The sequence below is a fragment of the Arthrobacter sp. TB 23 genome (assembly GCF_000294595.1).
Lineage (GTDB): Bacteria > Actinomycetota > Actinomycetes > Actinomycetales > Micrococcaceae > Arthrobacter_D.
This window is the reverse complement of record NZ_ALPM01000079.1, coordinates 1-18,865: the sequence shown is the minus strand read 5'-3', so window position 1 is coordinate 18,865 and position 18,865 is coordinate 1. Positions and strand designations below refer to the sequence as shown.

13 protein-coding genes, 1 tRNA gene and 3 rRNA genes are annotated in these 18,865 nt (G+C 60.2%); 8 read left to right on the top strand and 9 right to left on the bottom strand.

Annotated elements, in window-relative coordinates; translation table 11 throughout:
* Window positions 1-116: 116 nt before the first annotated feature.
* Complete coding sequence (locus tag B384_RS0111945; RefSeq protein ID WP_019483341.1) at window positions 117-416, top strand: hypothetical protein; 300 nt, start codon at window positions 117-119, stop codon at window positions 414-416.
* A gap of 183 nt (window positions 417-599) precedes the next feature.
* Here B384_RS0111945 and B384_RS18780 read toward each other — a convergent pair whose 3' ends face one another.
* Window positions 600-962, bottom strand: coding sequence for a universal stress protein (locus B384_RS18780; RefSeq protein ID WP_050994974.1), 363 nt, complete (start codon window positions 960-962; stop codon window positions 600-602).
* A gap of 177 nt (window positions 963-1,139) precedes the next feature.
* Between B384_RS18780 and B384_RS0111935 the strand changes: the two genes are divergently transcribed.
* The 3 genes from B384_RS0111935 to B384_RS0111925 are packed head-to-tail and all read left to right on the top strand — an operon-like array spanning window position 1,140 to window position 4,167.
* Window positions 1,140-2,843 (top strand): carbon starvation CstA family protein, encoded by a 1,704-nt coding sequence (locus B384_RS0111935; RefSeq protein ID WP_019483340.1) that lies wholly within the window; start codon window positions 1,140-1,142, stop codon window positions 2,841-2,843.
* A gap of 14 nt (window positions 2,844-2,857) precedes the next feature.
* Window positions 2,858-3,130, top strand: coding sequence for a cory-CC-star protein (locus B384_RS0111930; RefSeq protein ID WP_019483339.1), 273 nt, complete (start codon window positions 2,858-2,860; stop codon window positions 3,128-3,130).
* Window positions 3,121-4,167: an ArsA family ATPase gene (locus B384_RS0111925; protein ID WP_019483338.1), complete on the top strand. Its 1,047-nt coding sequence runs from the start codon at window positions 3,121-3,123 to the stop codon at window positions 4,165-4,167. The genes B384_RS0111930 and B384_RS0111925 overlap by 10 nt, the downstream gene beginning before the upstream one ends.
* A 244-nt stretch (window positions 4,168-4,411) precedes the next feature.
* Here the strand turns inward: B384_RS0111925 and B384_RS0111920 are convergent.
* Both B384_RS0111920 and B384_RS0111915 read right to left on the bottom strand, forming a co-directional pair.
* Window positions 4,412-4,488: transfer RNA gene (locus B384_RS0111920), tRNA-Thr, on the bottom strand.
* Between the two features lie 90 nt (window positions 4,489-4,578).
* The gene (locus B384_RS0111915; protein WP_024477060.1) at window positions 4,579-5,442 is read right to left on the bottom strand and encodes a DsbA family protein; all 864 of its coding nucleotides are present in this window, start codon (window positions 5,440-5,442) and stop codon (window positions 4,579-4,581) included.
* 128 nt (window positions 5,443-5,570) lie between these two features.
* On the opposite strand from B384_RS0111915, the gene B384_RS0111910 reads away from it, so the two are divergent.
* The 4 genes from B384_RS0111910 (at window position 5,571) to B384_RS0111895 (ending at window position 10,530) form a co-directional block, all read left to right on the top strand.
* The gene (locus B384_RS0111910) at window positions 5,571-7,043 is read left to right on the top strand and encodes an alpha,alpha-trehalose-phosphate synthase (UDP-forming) (RefSeq protein WP_019483336.1); all 1,473 of its coding nucleotides are present in this window, start codon (window positions 5,571-5,573) and stop codon (window positions 7,041-7,043) included.
* Entirely contained in the window at window positions 7,036-7,821 is a 786-nt protein-coding gene (gene otsB / locus B384_RS0111905; protein ID WP_019483335.1) for a trehalose-phosphatase, read from the top strand. Before B384_RS0111910 ends, otsB begins: the two co-directional genes overlap by 8 nt.
* 145 nt (window positions 7,822-7,966) lie before the next feature.
* A complete protein-coding gene (locus tag B384_RS0111900; protein ID WP_019483334.1) occupies window positions 7,967-9,055 on the top strand; it encodes an ABC transporter ATP-binding protein in 1,089 nt (362 codons plus the stop codon).
* 116 nt (window positions 9,056-9,171) lie between these two features.
* A complete protein-coding gene (locus B384_RS0111895) occupies window positions 9,172-10,530 on the top strand; it encodes a DUF4032 domain-containing protein (protein WP_019483333.1) in 1,359 nt (452 codons plus the stop codon).
* A gap of 7 nt (window positions 10,531-10,537) precedes the next feature.
* Here B384_RS0111895 and B384_RS20825 read toward each other — a convergent pair whose 3' ends face one another.
* From B384_RS20825 to B384_RS0111865, 6 genes are all read right to left on the bottom strand, one after another.
* Entirely contained in the window at window positions 10,538-11,149 is a 612-nt protein-coding gene (locus tag B384_RS20825) for a DUF4190 domain-containing protein (RefSeq protein WP_192813090.1), read from the bottom strand.
* 14 nt (window positions 11,150-11,163) lie between these two features.
* Window positions 11,164-12,540 carry an FAD-binding oxidoreductase gene (locus B384_RS0111885; RefSeq protein ID WP_019483331.1) on the bottom strand — a complete coding sequence of 459 codons (1,377 nt, stop codon included), beginning with the start codon at window positions 12,538-12,540 and terminating at the stop codon, window positions 11,164-11,166.
* Window positions 12,537-13,019: an SRPBCC domain-containing protein gene (locus B384_RS0111880; RefSeq protein WP_019483330.1), complete on the bottom strand. Its 483-nt coding sequence runs from the start codon at window positions 13,017-13,019 to the stop codon at window positions 12,537-12,539. Before B384_RS0111880 ends, B384_RS0111885 begins: the two co-directional genes overlap by 4 nt.
* A 124-nt stretch (window positions 13,020-13,143) precedes the next feature.
* A 5S ribosomal RNA gene (gene rrf, locus B384_RS0111875) occupies window positions 13,144-13,260 on the bottom strand.
* 207 nt (window positions 13,261-13,467) lie between these two features.
* Window positions 13,468-16,632, bottom strand: a 23S ribosomal RNA gene (locus tag B384_RS0111870).
* Between the two features lie 531 nt (window positions 16,633-17,163).
* Window positions 17,164-18,690 (bottom strand): 16S ribosomal RNA (locus B384_RS0111865).
* The 16S, 23S and 5S rRNA genes sit together here, the layout of an rRNA operon.
* Window positions 18,691-18,865 lie beyond the last annotated feature (175 nt).

Here is an 18,865-nt window from a genome sequence, read left to right as displayed (position 1 = left end):
CATAAACCTCTACGGCGAAGCGCTGTTCAGATATGCGTTGTTGTATGGCGGGCTGGGCTGCGGAGGGACACACTTAAGATGGCCGTAATGGTGCGGCCCTGCCGAAAGGGAATCCGATGAAACGCTCCGTCCTCATCGCCGCGGCAACCGCGGCGTTCGCCCTAATTCCGTCGACGGCGTCCTTCGCCGAGCCTGCGTCGGCGACGGGATGTCCGGCCAGCAACCAGGTCTTGGTCGTAGCGGACCTCCTCAAGAAGGGCTACCGACTCCCCGGGGTGATTGACTCCGAGGGCAATGCAAACGGCCTTGTCTGCGGCAAGCCACTCAACCCCGTGGTTCAGGAGATGCAATGCCCAGCGGCCGAGTGCCCTGTGCCCATCATCTATTCCTTCCGTGACGACAACCTGAACCGATAGCAGGCTGAAAAAAGCCAATAGTGCACAGCCGGCGAGCTTCGTTCTATCTGCTATGGCAGATGCGGCTTTGGGGCATACCTGGGGCGCGTGGAGCCTCCTGCCGGATTTCAGAACCACCAGTGGCCCTGTTTTCAAATGCACTAATGGCCCCATTTTGGGTTGGCGTTAACAACAGCCCTCTCGTTACTGTTTGGTGGCCTCGATAGGCGATGCGTCGACGTCGCCGTCAGCCTGTCGGGGTGCGCCGTGCGATACGAGAACCGGGCAGGCGGCCCGTTCAGCGACTGCGGAACTGACGGAGCCCAACAATAGGCCGGCGAATCCCCCATGACCCCGCGAGCCGACGACAACCATGGAGGCGTTTGCACTCTCCTTGATGAGGACCTGGCATGGGTTGCCACGGACGATCCGTCGTTCGATCACGGAGGGAGCTCCGGCGGGGAACGCTTCCTCCAGCCCCTGGTTCAGTGCCTTGTCCGTCGCTTCCTCGTAGTTCCAGTCCTGAGGGTGTATACACTCCCTGTGACGGATGATGCCAGGCAGCAACTACCCGAACCCCCGTTCGGGACGCGTAGAGACATTTCGAATCCGACCTAGCGCGGTTCCGGGATTCTGCATCGGGTAAGGACGTCGCGGGTATCGGGTAGGTGCTCTTGGCAACTACGGGGCAAATTCTATATAGTCTTGGTCACACCCGCTGGGGGCCCATTAGATCGGAGCATCATGAATTCCGTTGTCCTTGCGCTGACTGGCGTAGCCATGATGATTCTTGGGTATTTCTTGTACTCACGGTTCCTTGGCCGTCGTATCTACAAGTTGCAGGAGTCTTTCGTCACTCCCGCTCATGAACTGAGTGACGGGGTCGATTACGTTCCCACGAACAAATTCGTCCTCTGGGGCCACCACTTCACCTCGGTTGCTGGGGCGGCGCCCATCGTGGGCCCCGCCATTGCCGTCATCTGGGGTTGGCTGCCAGCCTTCCTATGGGTGACTATCGGCACAGTCTTCTTCGCCGGCGCCCATGACTTAGGTGCACTGTGGGCTTCCGCCCGGCACAAGGGCAAGTCCATCGGTTCGCTCTCCGGAGAATACATTGGTCCGCGCGGGCGCAATCTGTTCCTCGTGATCATCTTCCTTGTGCTGCTCATGGTCAATGCCGCATTCGCCGTGGTGATCTCCGGCCTGCTTACCAGTACTCCTACCGCTGTCATACCCACCTGGGGTGCTATCGTCGTCGCCCTCCTCATCGGTCAGGCCATCTACCGCTACAAGTGGAACCTCGCGGTGGTCTCCGTTGTGGGCGTCGTCGCCCTCTACGCCCTGATCCTGATCGGGGACCAGGTACCAGTGGTCCTGCCGGAGACAATCCTCGGGCTCTCGGCCACCTCCTTCTGGATCGTGGTTCTGTTCCTCTACGCCGGCGTCGCCTCGGTCCTGCCTGTATGGATGCTCCTGCAGCCTCGCGACTACATCAACGGCCTCCAGCTGTTCATCGCGCTCGGCATCCTCTACGGTGCGATCCTGATCTCGGCCCCGACCCTGGTGGCCCCTGCGTTCAATGAGGCCGTGCCGGAGGGCACACCGAGCCTCATCCCGTTGCTCTTCGTCACCATTGCATGCGGAGCGATCTCCGGATTCCACGGCATCGTCTCCTCGGGCACGTCCTCCAAACAGCTAAATAAGGAAACGGATGCCCGCTTCGTGGGCTACTTCGGGGCCGTTGGAGAGGGCCTGCTGGCACTGGGTGCCATCATCGCCACGACGGCGGGCTTCCGCACCGTCGCGGAATGGGAGCAGGTCTACAGTGCGTTCGGCCAGGGTGGGGTGGGCGCGTTCGTCGAGGGCGGCGGCGCCATCGTCAACAGCGGCCTGGGTATTCCTGCAGGACTGAGCGCCACCATCCTCGCGACCATGGCTGTCCTCTTCGCCGCGACGACCATGGACACCGGCATCCGTCTGCAACGTTTTGTGGTGCAGGAAGCCGCGAGCATTATGGGCGTCCATATCAACAAGTTGTTGGCAACGGTCATTGTGCTGGCCATTGCTATGGGCCTGACCTTCGGCGCTGGCGCAGACGGTGCGGGCGGCATGCTGATCTGGCCGCTGTTCGGCACCACCAACCAGTTGCTGGCAGGTTTGACGCTATCGATGATCGCCGTGATCCTCCTGCGCAAGGGCCGTCCCGTGACCCCTGTGCTCGTGCCGCTCCTGTTTTTGTTGACGATGTCCGTCTACGCGCTCATCGTTCAGATGGGACAGTTCTACGCCGCCGAAAACTGGCTGTTGCTCGTGCTTGACGTGATCATACTGGTTGCCGCGGTGTGGGTTATTTTCGAGTCAGCGATCGCTATGTCGCAGGCAAAGAAGAACCCGCCGGAGTTGGAAGACGATGAGCGCGAGCGCGCTAGCACCCGGACGCGCTCCTGACCGTGAAACCGCACATGCTCCTGCACCGGCTGCACACCGTGCAGGAGCATGTGCGGGCCGGGTTGCACGAGTTCTACGTGGCGCCCTACCGGCGAACATTCGCTCGCGCGCAGCGGGATGAGGAGGATCTTTTCATGATGCTGGTCCTCTCGGAGGCTTTGGGCGTGCCCAACCCGGCAAGTTACTACACGGTGGAGTTGCTGCCAGTGGTGTATGACCGGTTTCACGACTGGCACCGCCGGATGGGCATGGAGCGTTCGCCACTCGACCACATCTCATGCTGCTAGACCTGGCCGCTGCCCGTCGGGTGCTCTTTGTGGGCGGGAAGGGCGGCGTCGGCAAGACCGCAGTCGCCTCCGCTGTCGCGCTCGCTCAGGCCCGTGCGGGCCGGCGGGTGCTCGTCGTCTCCACGGACCCAGCCCACAACCTGGGGCACCTGTGGGGATGCGCCGTCGGGGACCGAATCACTTCGCTCGCGCGGGGGATAGACGTCGGCCCGGGGGCATCTGGCGCCCTCGATGGGATTGAAGTAGACCCAATCGCCACCACCGAGGCACACCTCGCAGCTGTGGGGACCTCCATCCGCAGGCTCATGCCCGAGCATCTCGCCGGTGAGGTCGACAAGCACATGCAACTCGCCCGGGACTCCCCGGGAGCGCACGAGTCAGCGGTCCTGGAACGCATCGCAGAGCTGGTTGACCTTGGACTGCGCGAGTATGACCTCGTGGTCTTTGACACCGCACCGTCAGGACATACTGCGCGCCTGATGGCGCTGCCCGAAATCATGTCTGCCTGGACCGAAGGGTTGCTGCGGCGTCGTGGGCGGTCAGAGCGGTTCGGGGCCGCGTTGCGCGGTTTGGAGGATCGTGATTCAGCTGAGTCCGTCGTGGGAACCGGGCGGTCACCAGAGCCGGCGGAGGAGCGCGATGTGCAAATTCGTCGGATTCTCCTGCGTCGGCGTGAGCGGTTCGAGTCGCTGCGCACGGTCCTGATGGATGAGCAGCGCTGCGCCTTTGTCATTGTCCTTGCCGCCGAGAGGCTTCCCGTGCTTGAGACCGTGGAGTTGCACCAGCAATTGGTCCGCGCAGGCGTCCATGTGGGCGCGCTGGTGGTCAACAAACGATCCCCCTCCGACGCCGGCGATTTCCTTGCGGATCGACGTGCACTGGAGGACGACCATCTGGTGACGCTGCGCGAGTCCCTGCCTGATATCCCGCTGCTGCAAGTGCCCCTACTGCCTGGAGACATCGTGGGAGAACAGGCGCTCGAACGGTTCGGTTCCGCGCTGGCCCGCGCGTCAGATCAGGACATCCACGAGAAATAAGGATGCTGGGCAGAGGAGTTCGGCTCCGCGCCGGTCGAGCTCCATCGTCCCTGCAATGTCATTGATCTCGGCTCGGGGACGGGCAGCCTATCCTATTAGGCTGTCTGAACATGGACACCATGTATCCCGCATTGATGTTCCCGGCAAGATGGACGCTAAAACGTCCGATAAACGTCGGTTCAACGATTTGCTGGTCATAGAAAACCCCTCCTGTCAGGCGTATTGCCTAGTCAGAAGGGGTTCGTGGAGCCTCCTGCCGGATTCGAACCGGCGACCCCCTGTTTACAAGACAGGTGCTCTGGCCAACTGAGCTAAGGAGGCGAACTGGCTATACCAGCGAGCGCCGTCGTCGTGATGAAACCGATCGAATGCGCAAAGACAAGATTAGCCCAGCCAGCGCGTCAGCGAAAACTAGCCCTTGGCGTCGATCTTTTCCTGGGTGAACACAGCGAAGTTGTCGATTGCCTCGGGCACCGCTTCACCGTCGACATAGATGGTGGGAGTTCCCGCGATACCATCCAGTTCGGCGGCCTCGGTCGTGAAGTTGACCCATGGCCTGAAAGCCCCCTCCGACAGACAGGTGGCGATGTCAGCGGCACCCACCGACGACGCCAGAGCTGTCAGCCCGTCGTCGTCCAGTTCACCGTTCTCATAGTTGGCGAACACCCCGGTCGAAAAATCGAAATACGCTTCAGGGGATTCTTCGGCCACGCACGCCAGCGCATTGGCGCCCCGTGAGGAATAGTCAGTCGACGAGTTGCGGTCCAGATACGCCACGTTGCGGTGCTCCATGCTGATCTCGCCAGCGTCAAGCCATGCCTTGATCTGATCGGCATGGGTACTCTCAAACTCGGCGCAGAACACACAGTTGACATCGACATACGAAACCACCTGCACGGGCTCACCGTCAGCTGACTCGGCGATACCAGGGGGCAACTCGCCTGCTGGACGCGGCTCCGACGGCAGCGTGGCCAGATCAACGGTCCCCGTTTCGAAGGATTCGACCTCCGTGCTTGAGGTCAACACAATCCCGCCAAACTCATTGCCCCCGGCGGGGGCAGCACCAGCATCGGGAACCTGGCCGCGGATCGTGTTGGTCACGATCAACGCCACAGCCACCAGAATGGCTACCACAGCCGCCACCACACCCCAGCGAATGAGCAGTCCCCTGCGCTTCTCCTGACGCTCCTGCGCCTCGCGGAGCAGCCTCGCCTGCTCACGGGCCTGCGACGATCGCTGCGATTTAGTCGGTCTATGGCTCGAGCTGGGGGTCATCAGTCCTCGTCATGGTTGGGTACGCGTAGTCTCAAGTTTAGCGATCCATCCCCGCCGACGACTACGGACCGGGCGACGCCGCCTAAACGGTAAAGTGCTAAGTAGGCCTACTATGTTCAGGAGTCAGCGTGCCTTCAGCTCAACCCTCGCCAGATAAGACCACCGCCTACGGCGAATTCGAGTTCATCGTGGTGTCCAACCGGTTGCCTGTCGACCGCGTCTCCACCAACGACAGCAGCACCTGGCGCCGCTCCCCCGGCGGGCTTGTTACCGCCCTGGCACCCGTGATGTCCAAGGCCGACGGCGCCTGGGTGGGCTGGCACGGAGCACCCGACGAGACCCTCGACGCCTTCGACCACGACAACATGCGTCTGGTCCCTGTCCCGCTCACCGCGGACGAGGTGGAGTTCTACTACGAAGGTTTCTCCAACGCGACCCTGTGGCCGCTGTACCACGATGTCATTGCCCCACCCGAGTTCCACCGGCATTGGTACGACTCCTACCGCCGGGTCAACGAACGCTTCGCCCAGGCCACAGCGGCTGTTGCCGCCGAAGGGGCCACCGTCTGGGTCCAGGACTACCAGCTGCAGCTGGTCCCCAAGCTGCTTCGCGCCGCGCGCCCGGACCTGAAGATCGGCTTCTTCAACCACATTCCGTTCCCACCCCTGGAGATCTTCGCCCAGCTGCCATGGCGACGCCAGGTGATTGAAGGATTGCTCGGCGCCGATCTGATCGGTTTTCAGCGTCCCAGCGATGCGAGCAACTTCCTGCGCTGCGTTCGCCGCTTCGTCGGGCACACGGTTAGGCAGCAGCAGGTTCAGGTGGAAATCGAAAAAGGCGGCCCAACCTACACCTCCCGGGCCGAGGCATTCCCCATCTCCATCGACGTCGACCAGATCATCACCCTGGCAAACCGCGAAGACATTATCGAACGGTCCAAGGAAATCCGCCGTGAACTTGGCAACCCGAAGCACATCCTGCTGGGTGTCGACCGCCTGGATTACACCAAGGGCATCGGCCACCGGCTCAAGGCCTATGAAGAGCTCCTGGCTGATGGCCACGTCAAGGTGGAGGACGCTGCACTCATTCAGGTAGCCAGCCCCAGCCGGGAACGAGTTGAACAGTACCGGTTGCTGCGCGAGGAGATCGAGGGCGCCGTCGGTCGGATCAACGGCACCTACGACACCATCAAGAACACCGCCATCCGCTACCTGCACCACAGCTACCCGGTCGAAGAAATGGTCGCTCTGTATCTGGCCGCGGACGTCATGCTGATCACCGCGCTCCGGGACGGCATGAATCTGGTTGCCAAGGAGTACGTGGCCGCCCGGACCGGTAACAGTGGCGCCCTGGTCCTCAGTGAGTTCGCTGGCGCGGCGGATACCTTGCGTCAGGCGGTCCTGATCAACCCGCATGATATTGATGGCCTCAAGGCCGCTATCGTCACCGCGGTCAACATGAGCCCCGCCGAATCGACTCGTCGCATGCGCATCATGCGCCGTCAGGTGCTCCAGAACGACGTCGAACGCTGGTCCAAAGCCTTCCTCGCAGCGTTGCAGGAAGGGAACCACGAGAATTCCCAGGAGACACCCCATGCCTGAGCAGCTCAGCGCCGAACTATTGACCGCGCTGGAAACCATCGCTGGAGCCGATCACCTGCTGATCGCCCTCGATTTCGACGGGACGATGTCGCCGCTGGTTCCCCACGCAGCAGACGCCAGGCCACTGCCGGGGTCTGCCACGGCGCTCTCGGCTTTGGGTCAACTGCCTGAGACGACGACGGCCCTCGTGTCCGGTCGCGCCCTGGACAGCCTCCGTGCTGTCGCGACGCCGGACCCCGAGACTCTCCTCATCGGGAGCCACGGAGCCGAAACCTGGACCGGCCCCGACGGCGCACCCCTCACCCTCACCAAGCAGCAGTCTGACCTCCTGCGTCGCGCCACCGACGCCGTCCAGCGGGTGGTGGACGCACATGCAGGAACCGTGCTCGAGACCAAGCCGGCCGGCGTTGTACTCCACACCCGCACCGCCGACGACGACGTCGCCGCCGCCGCAACCCATGCCGCCCGCACGGCCCTGGATCAGCTCGAAGGTGCTCACATCACCGACGGCAAGCGGGTGCTGGAAACTTCGGTGATCAGCGCCGACAAGGGGCAGGGGGTCAGATCACTGAGAAAGTACACCGGCGCGACGGCTGTGTTGTTCGCGGGCGACGACGTCACCGACGAGCACGCCTTCGCTGCCTTGGAGGCACAGGACCTCGGCATCAAAATCGGCGACGGACCAACTCAGGCGCACCACCGTATCGGATCACCTCAGGAGCTGGTCGCCGTCCTTGAGCACCTCCTGGTGCTCCGCGGCGCCGGTGCGCGAATCTGATTTATCTGCCATACTCAGATTGTGTGACGCATGCCACCTGCCAGCTCATAGCAGCGCGGCCGGTGGTTGCTGCACGGATAACTGAATATTCTCCATTCACAACGGATCGTCGGGCACGTACCTGCCCGTGAAAAGGAAAAACAAAATGGCAACGGTAACGTTTGACCAGGCAACACGCCTGTACCCCGGCACAGATAAGCCCGCGGTTGACAAGCTCGACATTCAGATCGCCGACGGCGAATTCCTCGTCCTCGTAGGCCCCTCCGGTTGCGGCAAGTCCACATCCCTGCGGATGCTCGCCGGACTCGAAGACGTCAACTCGGGCCGCATTCTCATTGGTGACCGCGACGTCACCGATGTCCCCCCGAAAGACCGCGACATCGCAATGGTCTTCCAGAACTACGCGCTGTACCCTCACATGTCGGTCGCTGACAACATGGGCTTCGCGCTGAAAATTGCCGGCGTCTCCAAGGAGGAGCGTGCTGAGCGGGTTCGCGACGCCGCCAAGCTGCTCGACCTCGAGCCGTACCTCGACCGCAAACCCAAGGCGCTCTCCGGTGGTCAGCGTCAGCGTGTCGCCATGGGCCGCGCCATTGTGCGTAACCCACAGGTGTTCCTGATGGATGAGCCTCTCTCGAACCTCGACGCCAAGCTCCGGGTGCAGACCCGCACCCAGATCGCTTCGCTGACCCGCCGGCTGGGAGTTACCACCGTTTATGTGACCCACGACCAGGTCGAGGCAATGACCATGGGCGATCGCGTCGCGGTTCTCAAGGACGGCGTTCTCCAGCAGGTCGACACCCCCCGTAACCTGTACGAACGGCCAGTCAACGTCTTCGTCGCAGGCTTCATCGGCTCGCCCGCGATGAACCTTCTTGAACTGCCCGTCACCGACGGTGGCGTCAAGTTCGGCGGAATCACCTACCCGGTTGCCCATGAGGTGCTCGACGCAGCGCACGGCGGGACGGTCACGCTGGGCGTCAGGCCGGAAGACCTGCAGGTTGCCGAGGACAATCAGGGCCTCCAGGTTGAGGTCGACGTCGTCGAGGAGCTCGGCGCAGACGCCTACGTGTACGGGCACACCACGCTCAATGGGGAGGAACAGGTCATTGTGGCGCGAGTCGACGGCCGGCGCCCACCAATGAAGGGTGACACCATTTACGTCACCCCAGAAAAGGGCCACGTGCACCTCTTCGACATGAAGGACGGACTGCGCCTGGCGGACCACGTCTAGCCTGGCTCCGCTGTCCGAGCGGAACTGACCCGAGTACGGTGGTCTGTGGATTGACTTTCAATTCAGGGGCCACCGTACTTCGTTAACACGTACACAGTTACAACAAAGGGCAACACATGAACGATGCGCCAAACGCCGAGTGGCACGACGAGCCGACCGACTGGGACCAGCCGGGCAAACTGCCGCGTACCAAGGATGCCCCGGACCCCGGCACCCTTGGTTCCCTGAACATCACGGCCGCTGCCACCGATCCCGAACTGTTGGACTTGCCGTGGCACATTGCCCTTGAGGACTGGCCAGCCCAATATCTGGCAGCCCTGCCACGCGGTATTTCCCGACACATTGTGCGCTTCGCTCACTTGGGCGGATCGGTGATTGCAATCAAGGAAACCAGCGAGCACATCGCCCGGCACGAGTACCACATGCTGCGGAAACTGCGACGGCTGGATGTGCCGAGCGTTGAGCCGGTCGCCGTCATCACCGGGCGGAAGGCCCGGGACGGGACCGATCTGGATACCGTGCTGGTGACCCGGCATCTGAAGTTCTCGATGCCCTACCGAGCGTTGTTCTCCCAGACGCTTCGGCGGGACACGCTGACCCGGCTCATCGATGCGCAGGCGCTGCTCCTCGTCCGATTGCACCTGATCGGCTTCTACTGGGGCGATGTGTCCCTCTCCAATACCCTGTTCCGCCGTGATGCCGGCGCCTTCGCTGCCTACCTCGTCGACGCAGAAACCGGTGAACTCTACCCCGGGCTGTCATCCGGTCAGCGCGAATACGACCTCGAGATCGCTCGCGTAAACATTGCCGGGGAACTCATGGATCTCTCCGAGGGCGGGTTGATCGAAGAAAAGATCGATCCTCTCGCCACGAGTGAGCTCATCATGGACAGCTACCGCCGGCTCTGGGCCGAACTCACCGATCAGGAGTCTTTCGACCTTAACGACCGGTGGCGGGTTAACGCGCGGATTCGCCGGCTCAACGAGCTGGGCTTCGACGTCGAGGAATACGCCATCCAGACCGCAGCCAACAGCTCCCAGATCAAGCTGCAGCCCAAGGTGGTCGACGCAGGTCACCACAGCCGGCGGCTGCTGCGGCTCACGGGGCTGGACGCCCAGGAAAACCAGGCACGGCGGCTCCTCAACGACATGGATGCCTACCGGGCAGACAACAATCCAGACGTCGACGAGGAACTCAGCGCACATCTCTGGGTCACTCAGGTCTTCGAACCGATTGTCAGGGCTGTCCCTCGGGAGCTGGGCCGCAAGCTGGAGCCGGCCGAGGTGGTCCACGAGGTACTGGAGCACCGCTGGTACATGTCGGAGAAACAGGACCGCAATGTGCCGATGGCCGAAGCAGTCCAGTCCTATCTCGACTCGATCCTGGTCCACCGCCGCGATGAGGCCGCCATCATGTTGACGGCTGACACGAAGACCATGGACATCCTCGGCGGCGGGGCCCGGGATTCGCCCTAGCCGGCGATTACGGGCACTGAATGGTCTCGCCCTGGAAGGTCTGGGGGCCGGAGCCAGCCTGCTCGCAGAACTCAGCGACCTCGGAAATCAGTGGAATGAATGCGACGATCCCGATGATGACGACGACGGTCGCGATAACCGCCAGCGCCCCGATGATGATGCCTGCCAACGCGAAGCCATTGCCCATCCGTGCTTTGCGGGACTTCACCATGGCCACGATGCTGACGACCAGACCGACAACATTCAAGAGCGGAATCAACGACAAAATGAAGCCAACGATGCCAAGGGTTTTTCCTGGATTTTCGGCCGTCTGCCCATAGCCCGGTCCGGACCCATAAGGGCCCTGCCCGTAGCCACCGGGCTGTCCGTAGGGGGACTGCTGCCCGTAGGGTGGCTGCTGGCTTGCGTCTTGTTGACCATACGGAGGCTGTTGCTGCCCGTAAGGGGTAGGCTGGCTACCCGGTGCTGGCTGCTGCCATTGCTGGCCCGCGGGGTACTTCTTCGAGTCGTCGCCCTGGCCGCCCTGCTGGTCAGGCTGGCTTCCCGGGTAATTTTCCGACACGTTGAATCCCCATTCATGGTTATGACGCCGCCCGCTGGCAGCGAATACTGGACTCATTCTATCCACCATCGCTAGGCTCTCGCGGTAATTGCCTTTCCGGGATTGAGGATGCCACGAGGATCGAACACGTCCTTGATCTGCCGCTGCACCTCAAGCACTTGTTCGCCCTGCTCCCAGGGTAGCCACCTTAGTTTGTACTGGCCCACCCCGTGTTCGCCAGTGATGGTGCCGCCGACTGCGAGGGCCAGACGCACAGACTCATCGAGTGCAAGCTCAAGCCGGGCCACCCCCTGTTCACCCTCAGCAGTGGATACCCAAAACGTGGGGTGCAGGTTGCCGTCACCGGCATGGGCAACAACCTTCAGCAACACCGAGTGATCGGACGCCACCCTCTCGAGCTGGGCGATGTAGTGCACCAGTTGAGACCGCGGAACTGCAACGTCCTCGCCAACCCGGAATTCGTCGTCGACCTCATCACCCCGACTGTGCCGGCGCAGGTCGATGAGCCGGGCCGCCTCGCCGGCGTCCTGCGCGTCAACAGTTCCGCCGAGGGAGGTCAGCACGCGCCGGACAACGGTGGCCTCCGCATCGGCGCCGAACCCATCAGTCTGGATCAGCAGCAGGGCTCCCCCTCTCCCCCGCAAATTGGAGCCATGCGCCCCGTCCAGCGCGGTCAGGGTCATCCCGTCCAGCAGCTCCATGATTGCCGGTTGAACCCGCGCCTGTCCCACTGCGAGGACACCCGCGGCAGCAGCCTGCACGTCGGGAAAGAACGCTGCCAGGGTCTGCACGCTATGGGGAAGGTATCTCAGCCGGACCGTGATGCCGACGACGATCCCCAGTGTCCCTTCCGATCCAACGAACAACGAGGTCAGGTCGTACCCGGCCACCCCTTTGAAGGTTTGTACACCGGTCCGGATCAGATTACCGTCAGCGAGAACGACGTCGAGGGCCAGGATCGAATCCCGGGTCACCCCGTACTTCGCGCACCGGAGCCCGCCGGCATTGGTGGCTACGTTGCCACCAATGGTGGAGATTCGGTAACTGGCTGGGTCGGGTGCGTACATCAGCCCATGCGCCGCTGCGGCGGCGTTGAGGTCAGCGTTGATCACGCCCGGTTCGACCACCGCAATCTCATCCAGGGGCCTGATGTCCACGATCCGGTTCATCCGTTCAAGGTTCAGGACTATGCACCCGGCGGTGGCGTGCGCCCCACCGGACACACCGGTGCCAGCTCCTCTGACAACGACGGCGACGCGGTGGGTGTGTGCCCAGCGAACGACCTGCTGCACTTGATTAACGGTCTCCGCCCAGACAACGGCGTCGGGCAGACGGAGTTCCAGAACCGGTCCCTGGTCCCGGGCATACGGCTCGACGTCGGCAGGCTCGGTCAGAATTGCCCCGGAGGGCAGGAGCGCGGCCAGTTCGGCCATCGTCGCGCGGGTCATGGGGTGCCTCCCATGAAGCGCTGAAACTTTGTGAGGGCTAGGGGCCAGAAAATTTGGTAGAGCTCCCGCTCGGTCTTGGACCTGGCCTCGGTGTCCCAGCCGTCATGTACCAAGGAGAGCGTGGTCCCGTCGCCAGGACCGCGCAAAAACTCAATCGTCAGGTCTGTGGGGGTCCCACCGTCGGGGTGGTGCCGCCACACCATCTCCAGGCGCGTGCTCTGCTCGGTTCGGCTAACCTCAGCCCACACTGCTTCAACTTCGTCCACCGAGGTTTCCACCAGTGCATTGTCTTCAAGGTCGAAGAAACTACCGGCGCCCCAGACGTTCAGGTCTTCTACCGGCCACCACAGGTGGATGTGCTCCGCGAACCCCGCGGCAGCATGTTCCGGCGGTACCGGCACCGTGACCTCAAACTCGATCGGTGAGACCCGCTCCGGCGTCGGCGGCGGGGGGCTAGCATCGGAAAATAGATCACTCATACCAGCGACTGTACCGGCTGTGGGCAGCCCCGCCGGCTGGGGTGTTTCGTGTGTTGGGTGTTTGGGGTGTGGTGGGTTAAGTGCGAAAGGCCCCACCGGTGGTGGGGCCTTTCGTCTAATGGTTGTCCGGCGGTGTCCTACTCTCCCACACTCTCTCGGGTGCAGTACCATCGGCGCTGTGGGTCTTAGCTTCCGGGTTCGGAATGGGACCGGGCGTTTCCCCCACGCTGTGACCGCCGTAACCCTTTTACCCGTTCCCCTGCACTGGCTGTGTGAGCCGTGTGGGGTGGGAAGTTTTTTTGGTTACAACTTGAACAGTATATACCTGTATTGTGTTGTGTTTTTTGGTTCCTGTTGTTGGTTGGGAACCGCATAGTGGACGAAAGCAGCATATCTTTACACCATCCTTGGTGTGAACGTCTTTTGATGCCGTTCACGGGTGGTGTGTGTGGTGTAAGTTATCGGCTTATTAGTACCGGTCAGCTTCACAAGTCGTTAGTCCTTGCTTCCACGTCCGGCCTATCAACCCAGTGGTCTGGCTGGGGGCCTCTCACACAAATGTGTATGGAAATCTCATCTCGAAGCAGGCTTCCCGCTTAGATGCTTTCAGCGGTTATCCCATCCGAACGTAGCTAATCAGCGGTGCACTTGGCAGTACAACTGACACACCAGAGGTTCGTCCGTCCCGGTCCTCTCGTACTAAGGACAGCCCTTCTCAAATTTCCTGCGCGCGCAGCGGATAGGGACCGAACTGTCTCACGACGTTCTAAACCCAGCTCGCGTACCGCTTTAATGGGCGAACAGCCCAACCCTTGGGACCTACTCCAGCCCCAGGATGCGACGAGCCGACATCGAGGTGCCAAACCATGCCGTCGATATGGACTCTTGGGCAAGATCAGCCTGTTATCCCCGAGGTACCTTTTATCCGTTGAGCGACGGCCATTCCACAATGTACCGCCGGATCACTAGTCCCGACTTTCGTCCCTGCTTGAGATGTCTCTCTCACAGTCAAGCTCCCTTGTGCACTTACACTCGACACCTGATTGCCAACCAGGCTGAGGGAACCTTTGGGCGCCTCCGTTACTTTTTAGGAGGCAACCGCCCCAGTTAAACTACCCATCAGGCACTGTCCCTGACCCGGATTACGGGCCGAAGTTAGATATCCAGTATGACCAGAGTGGTATTTCAACGATGACTCCCCCTGAACTAGCGTCCAGGGTTCACAGTCTCCCACCTATCCTACACAAGCCACACCGAACACCAATACCAAACTATAGTGAAGGTCTCGGGGTCTTTCCGTCCTGCTGCGCGTAACGAGCATCTTTACTCGTAGTGCAATTTCGCCGAGCTTATGGTTGAGACAGCGGGGAAGTCGTTACTCCATTCGTGCAGGTCGGAACTTACCCGACAAGGAATTTCGCTACCTTAGGATGGTTATAGTTACCACCGCCGTTTACTGGGGCTTAAATTCCCAGCTTCGCACCCCGAAGGGCACTAACCGGTCCTCTTAACCTTCCAGCACCGGGCAGGAGTCAGTCCGTATACATCGTCTTGCGACTTCGCACGGACCTGTGTTTTTAGTAAACAGTCGCTTCCCCCTGGTCTCTGCGGCCCCACAACGCTCACAACAGCAAGTGTTGGTCACGGGTGAGGCCCCCCTTCTCCCGAAGTTACGGGGGCATTTTGCCGAGTTCCTTAACCATAATTCTCTCGATCGCCTTAGTATTCTCTACCTGATCACCTGTGTCGGTTTGGGGTACGGGCGGCTAAAACCTCGCGCCGATGCTTTTCTAGGCAGCATAGGATCACCGGATCCCCGCATAACGGGGCCCATCGGGTCTCAGAGACGGTATCCAAACCAGGACCACGGATTTGCCTATGGTCCCTCCTACATCCTTAGACCGGGGCAACCATCGCCCGGCCCGGCTACCTTCCTGCGTCACACCTGTTAATACGCTTACCTCCCAGGATCAGGTCCCGCGCTCCACCAAAAACCACGTCACCCCGAAGGGTGGGCAGTCAGGTATTGGGCGGTTAGTATCCCCTGCTCAGTATGGGCGGTTTTTCGCCGGTACGGGAATATCAACCCGTTGTCCATCGACTACGCCTGTCGGCCTCGCCTTAGGTCCCGACTTACCCAGGGCAGATTAGCTTGACCCTGGAACCCTTGATCATTCGGCGGACGGGTTTCTCACCCGTCTTTCGCTACTCATGCCTGCATTCTCACTCGTGTAGGCTCCACCGCTGGTTTACACCGCGACTTCACCGCCCACACGACGCTCCCCTACCACTCCAGACGCCTGAACTCAGGAGAACAAGTCTCCGGCTTAGCTAATATCTGAAATCCACAACTTCGGCGGTGTACTTGAGCCCCGCTACATTGTCGGCGCGGAATCACTTGACCAGTGAGCTATTACGCACTCTTTCAAGGATGGCTGCTTCTAAGCCAACCTCCTGGTTGTCTTCGCAACTCCACATCCTTTCCCACTTAGCACACGCTTAGGGGCCTTAGTTGGTGGTCTGGGCTGTTTCCCTCTCGACTATGAAGCTTATCCCCCACAGTCTCACTGCTGCGCTCTCACTTACCGGCATTCGGAGTTTGGCTGACGTCAGTAACCTTGTAGGGCCCATTAGCCATCCAGTAGCTCTACCTCCGGTAAGAAACACGCAACGCTGCACCTAAATGCATTTCGGGGAGAACCAGCTATCACGAAGTTTGATTGGCCTTTCACCCCTACCCACAGCTCATCCCCTCCATTTTCAACTGAAGTGGGTTCGGTCCTCCACGACGTCTTACCGTCGCTTCAACCTGGCCATGGGTAGATCACTTCGCTTCGGGTCTAGATCACGCCACTCACTCGCCCTATTCAGACTCGCTTTCGCTACGGCTTCCCCACACGGGTTAACCTCGCGACGTAACACTAACTCGCAGGCTCATTCTTCAAAAGGCACGCCATCACACCACCACCCCCGAAAGGATGGCAACGCTCTGACGGATTGTAGGCACACGGTTTCAGGTACTGTTTCACTCCCCTCCCGGGGTACTTTTCACCTTTCCCTCACGGTACTTGTCCGCTATCGGTCATCAAGGAGTATTTAGGCTTACCAGGTGGTCCTGGCAGATTCGCACGGGATTTCTCGGGCCCCGTACTACTTGGGATACTCTCCAAACGGCAGCACGCATTACGGTTACGGGACTTACACCCTCTCCGGCCGGCCTTTCAAGACCGTTCACCTATACGCCTGCACTCATTTCACTGATCCGGCAGAATCAGAACGGAAAGTCCCGCAACCCCAGTGATGCAACGCCCGCCGGCTATCACACACCACTGGTTTAGCCTCATCCGCGTTCGCTCGCCACTACTAACGGAATCACTATTGTTTTCTCTTCCTGTGGGTACTGAGATGTTTCACTTCCCCACGTTCCCTCCACGCACCCTATGTGTTCAGATGCGGGTCACCCGGTCCATCGCTGGCCAGGCGGGGTTTCCCCATTCGGAAATCCTGGGCTCACAGTCCGGTTATCGACTCCCCCAGGCTTATCGCAGATTCCCACGTCCTTCTTCGGCTCTTGATGCCAAGGCATCCACCGTGTGCCCTTAAAAACTTGACCACAAAAGATCAAAAAACATATCGAGAAAACCATGGCATCAAACTAAAAGTCTGAAACCAAGATTTTTTGAAATTGCTTCTTATTTTTAAGATGCTCTCGTCCACTATGCAGTTCTCAACCAACAACCCCACACCACCAACCAAAACCCCCAAACACGAGGATCCCGCTGCCATGGCAGGGAAAAACCAGAAACCCCAGCACCCCAACCCCCACAAACAACACCCCACCAACCCGACACGCCACAACGACGCACCAAACCAGCAGAACACTTGTCCACGACAATCAGAGCCCTGTTATTTCAGGACCCAACAGTGTGCCATACGATAACCCAATCACCACCAACCAGAACCATTTCCACACCACCAAAAGGCGATCGTACTCTGCAACCAGCCAGCGCCACCAGGCACCTATCCATTGATATTCCACCCTTGAGCAGCCCACCGCGGAACAAACGCCCGCGCAATAGGCCATACTCCTACGAACCCCACACCAACCACACAGGATCGGCGCGTCATTCGAGGTGCTCCTTAGAAAGGAGGTGATCCAGCCGCACCTTCCGGTACGGCTACCTTGTTACGACTTAGTCCCAATCGCCGGTCCCACCTTCGACAGCTCCCTCCCCACAAGGGGGTTAGGCCACCGGCTTCGGGTGTTACCAACTTTCGTGACTTGACGGGCGGTGTGTACAAGGCCCGGGAACGTATTCACCGCAGCGTTGCTGATCTGCGATTACTAGCGACTCCGACTTCATGAGGTCGAGTTGCAGACCTCAATCCGAACTGAGACCGGCTTTTTGGGATTAGCTCCACCTCACAGTATCGCAACCCTTTGTACCGGCCATTGTAGCATGCGTGAAGCCCAAGACATAAGGGGCATGATGATTTGACGTCGTCCCCACCTTCCTCCGAGTTGACCCCGGCAGTCTCCTATGAGTCCCCGCCATAACGCGCTGGCAACATAGAACGAGGGTTGCGCTCGTTGCGGGACTTAACCCAACATCTCACGACACGAGCTGACGACAACCATGCACCACCTGTAAACCGGCCGCAAGCGGCCAACACATCTCTGCGCTGTTCCAGTTCATGTCAAGCCTTGGTAAGGTTCTTCGCGTTGCATCGAATTAATCCGCATGCTCCGCCGCTTGTGCGGGCCCCCGTCAATTCCTTTGAGTTTTAGCCTTGCGGCCGTACTCCCCAGGCGGGGCACTTAATGCGTTAGCTACGGCGCGGAAAACGTGGAATGTCCCCCACACCTAGTGCCCAACGTTTACGGCATGGACTACCAGGGTATCTAATCCTGTTCGCTCCCCATGCTTTCGCTCCTCAGCGTCAGTTAATGCCCAGAGACCTGCCTTCGCCATCGGTGTTCCTCCTGATATCTGCGCATTTCACCGCTACACCAGGAATTCCAGTCTCCCCTACATCACTCTAGTCTGCCCGTACCCACCGCAGATCCGGAGTTAAGCCCCGGACTTTCACGGCAGACGCGACAAACCGCCTACGAGCTCTTTACGCCCAATAATTCCGGATAACGCTTGCGCCCTACGTATTACCGCGGCTGCTGGCACGTAGTTAGCCGGCGCTTCTTCTGCAGGTACCGTCACTTTCGCTTCTTCCCTACTGAAAGAGGTTTACAACCCGAAGGCCTTCATCCCCCACGCGGCGTCGCTGCATCAGGCTTGCGCCCATTGTGCAATATTCCCCACTGCTGCCTCCCGTAGGAGTCTGGGCCGTGTCTCAGTCCCAGTGTGGCCGTCCACCCTCTCAGGCCGGCTACCCGTCGTCGCCTTGGTAGGCCATTACCCCACCAACAAGCTGATAGGCCGCGAGTCCATCCAAAACCGCAATAAAGCTTTCCACCAACATGGCATGCGCCAGAAGGTCATATCCAGTATTAGACCCGGTTTCCCAGGCTTATCCCAGAGTCAAGGGCAGGTTACTCACGTGTTACTCACCCGTTCGCCACTAATCCCCCAGCAAGCTGGGATCATCGTTCGACTTGCATGTGTTAAGCACGCCGCCAGCGTTCATCCTGAGCCAGGATCAAACTCTCCGTAAATGCATTACAGACACGCACCCACCACCAGGAAAAACCAGTAAACAGGCACGCGCAAAATTCGAAACCAGCCAAAAACAACCACACAACACCACCGAGGTAGCATCATGCAGCCAAATTCAACCAATCAATAAAACAATCGGTATCAACAAACATGGCACACTATTGAGTTCTCAAA

What these genes read in the sequence shown, in the direction of transcription:
- B384_RS0111945 (WP_019483341.1), top strand. Translation starts at nt 117, where the DNA reads ATGAAACGCTCCGTCCTCATCGCCGCGGCAACCGCGGCGTTCGCCCTA.
- B384_RS0111935 (WP_019483340.1), top strand. Translation starts at nt 1,140, where the DNA reads ATGAATTCCGTTGTCCTTGCGCTGACTGGCGTAGCCATGATGATTCTT.
- B384_RS0111930 (WP_019483339.1), top strand. Translation starts at nt 2,858, where the DNA reads ATGCTCCTGCACCGGCTGCACACCGTGCAGGAGCATGTGCGGGCCGGG.
- B384_RS0111925 (WP_019483338.1), top strand. Translation starts at nt 3,121, where the DNA reads ATGCTGCTAGACCTGGCCGCTGCCCGTCGGGTGCTCTTTGTGGGCGGG.
- B384_RS0111915 (WP_024477060.1), bottom strand. Translation starts at nt 5,442, where the DNA reads ATGACCCCCAGCTCGAGCCATAGACCGACTAAATCGCAGCGATCGTCG.
- otsB (WP_019483335.1), top strand. Translation starts at nt 7,036, where the DNA reads ATGCCTGAGCAGCTCAGCGCCGAACTATTGACCGCGCTGGAAACCATC.
- B384_RS0111900 (WP_019483334.1), top strand. Translation starts at nt 7,967, where the DNA reads ATGGCAACGGTAACGTTTGACCAGGCAACACGCCTGTACCCCGGCACA.
- B384_RS0111895 (WP_019483333.1), top strand. Translation starts at nt 9,172, where the DNA reads ATGAACGATGCGCCAAACGCCGAGTGGCACGACGAGCCGACCGACTGG.
- B384_RS20825 (WP_192813090.1), bottom strand. Translation starts at nt 11,149, where the DNA reads ATGAGTCCAGTATTCGCTGCCAGCGGGCGGCGTCATAACCATGAATGG.
- B384_RS0111885 (WP_019483331.1), bottom strand. Translation starts at nt 12,540, where the DNA reads ATGACCCGCGCGACGATGGCCGAACTGGCCGCGCTCCTGCCCTCCGGG.
- B384_RS0111880 (WP_019483330.1), bottom strand. Translation starts at nt 13,019, where the DNA reads ATGAGTGATCTATTTTCCGATGCTAGCCCCCCGCCGCCGACGCCGGAG.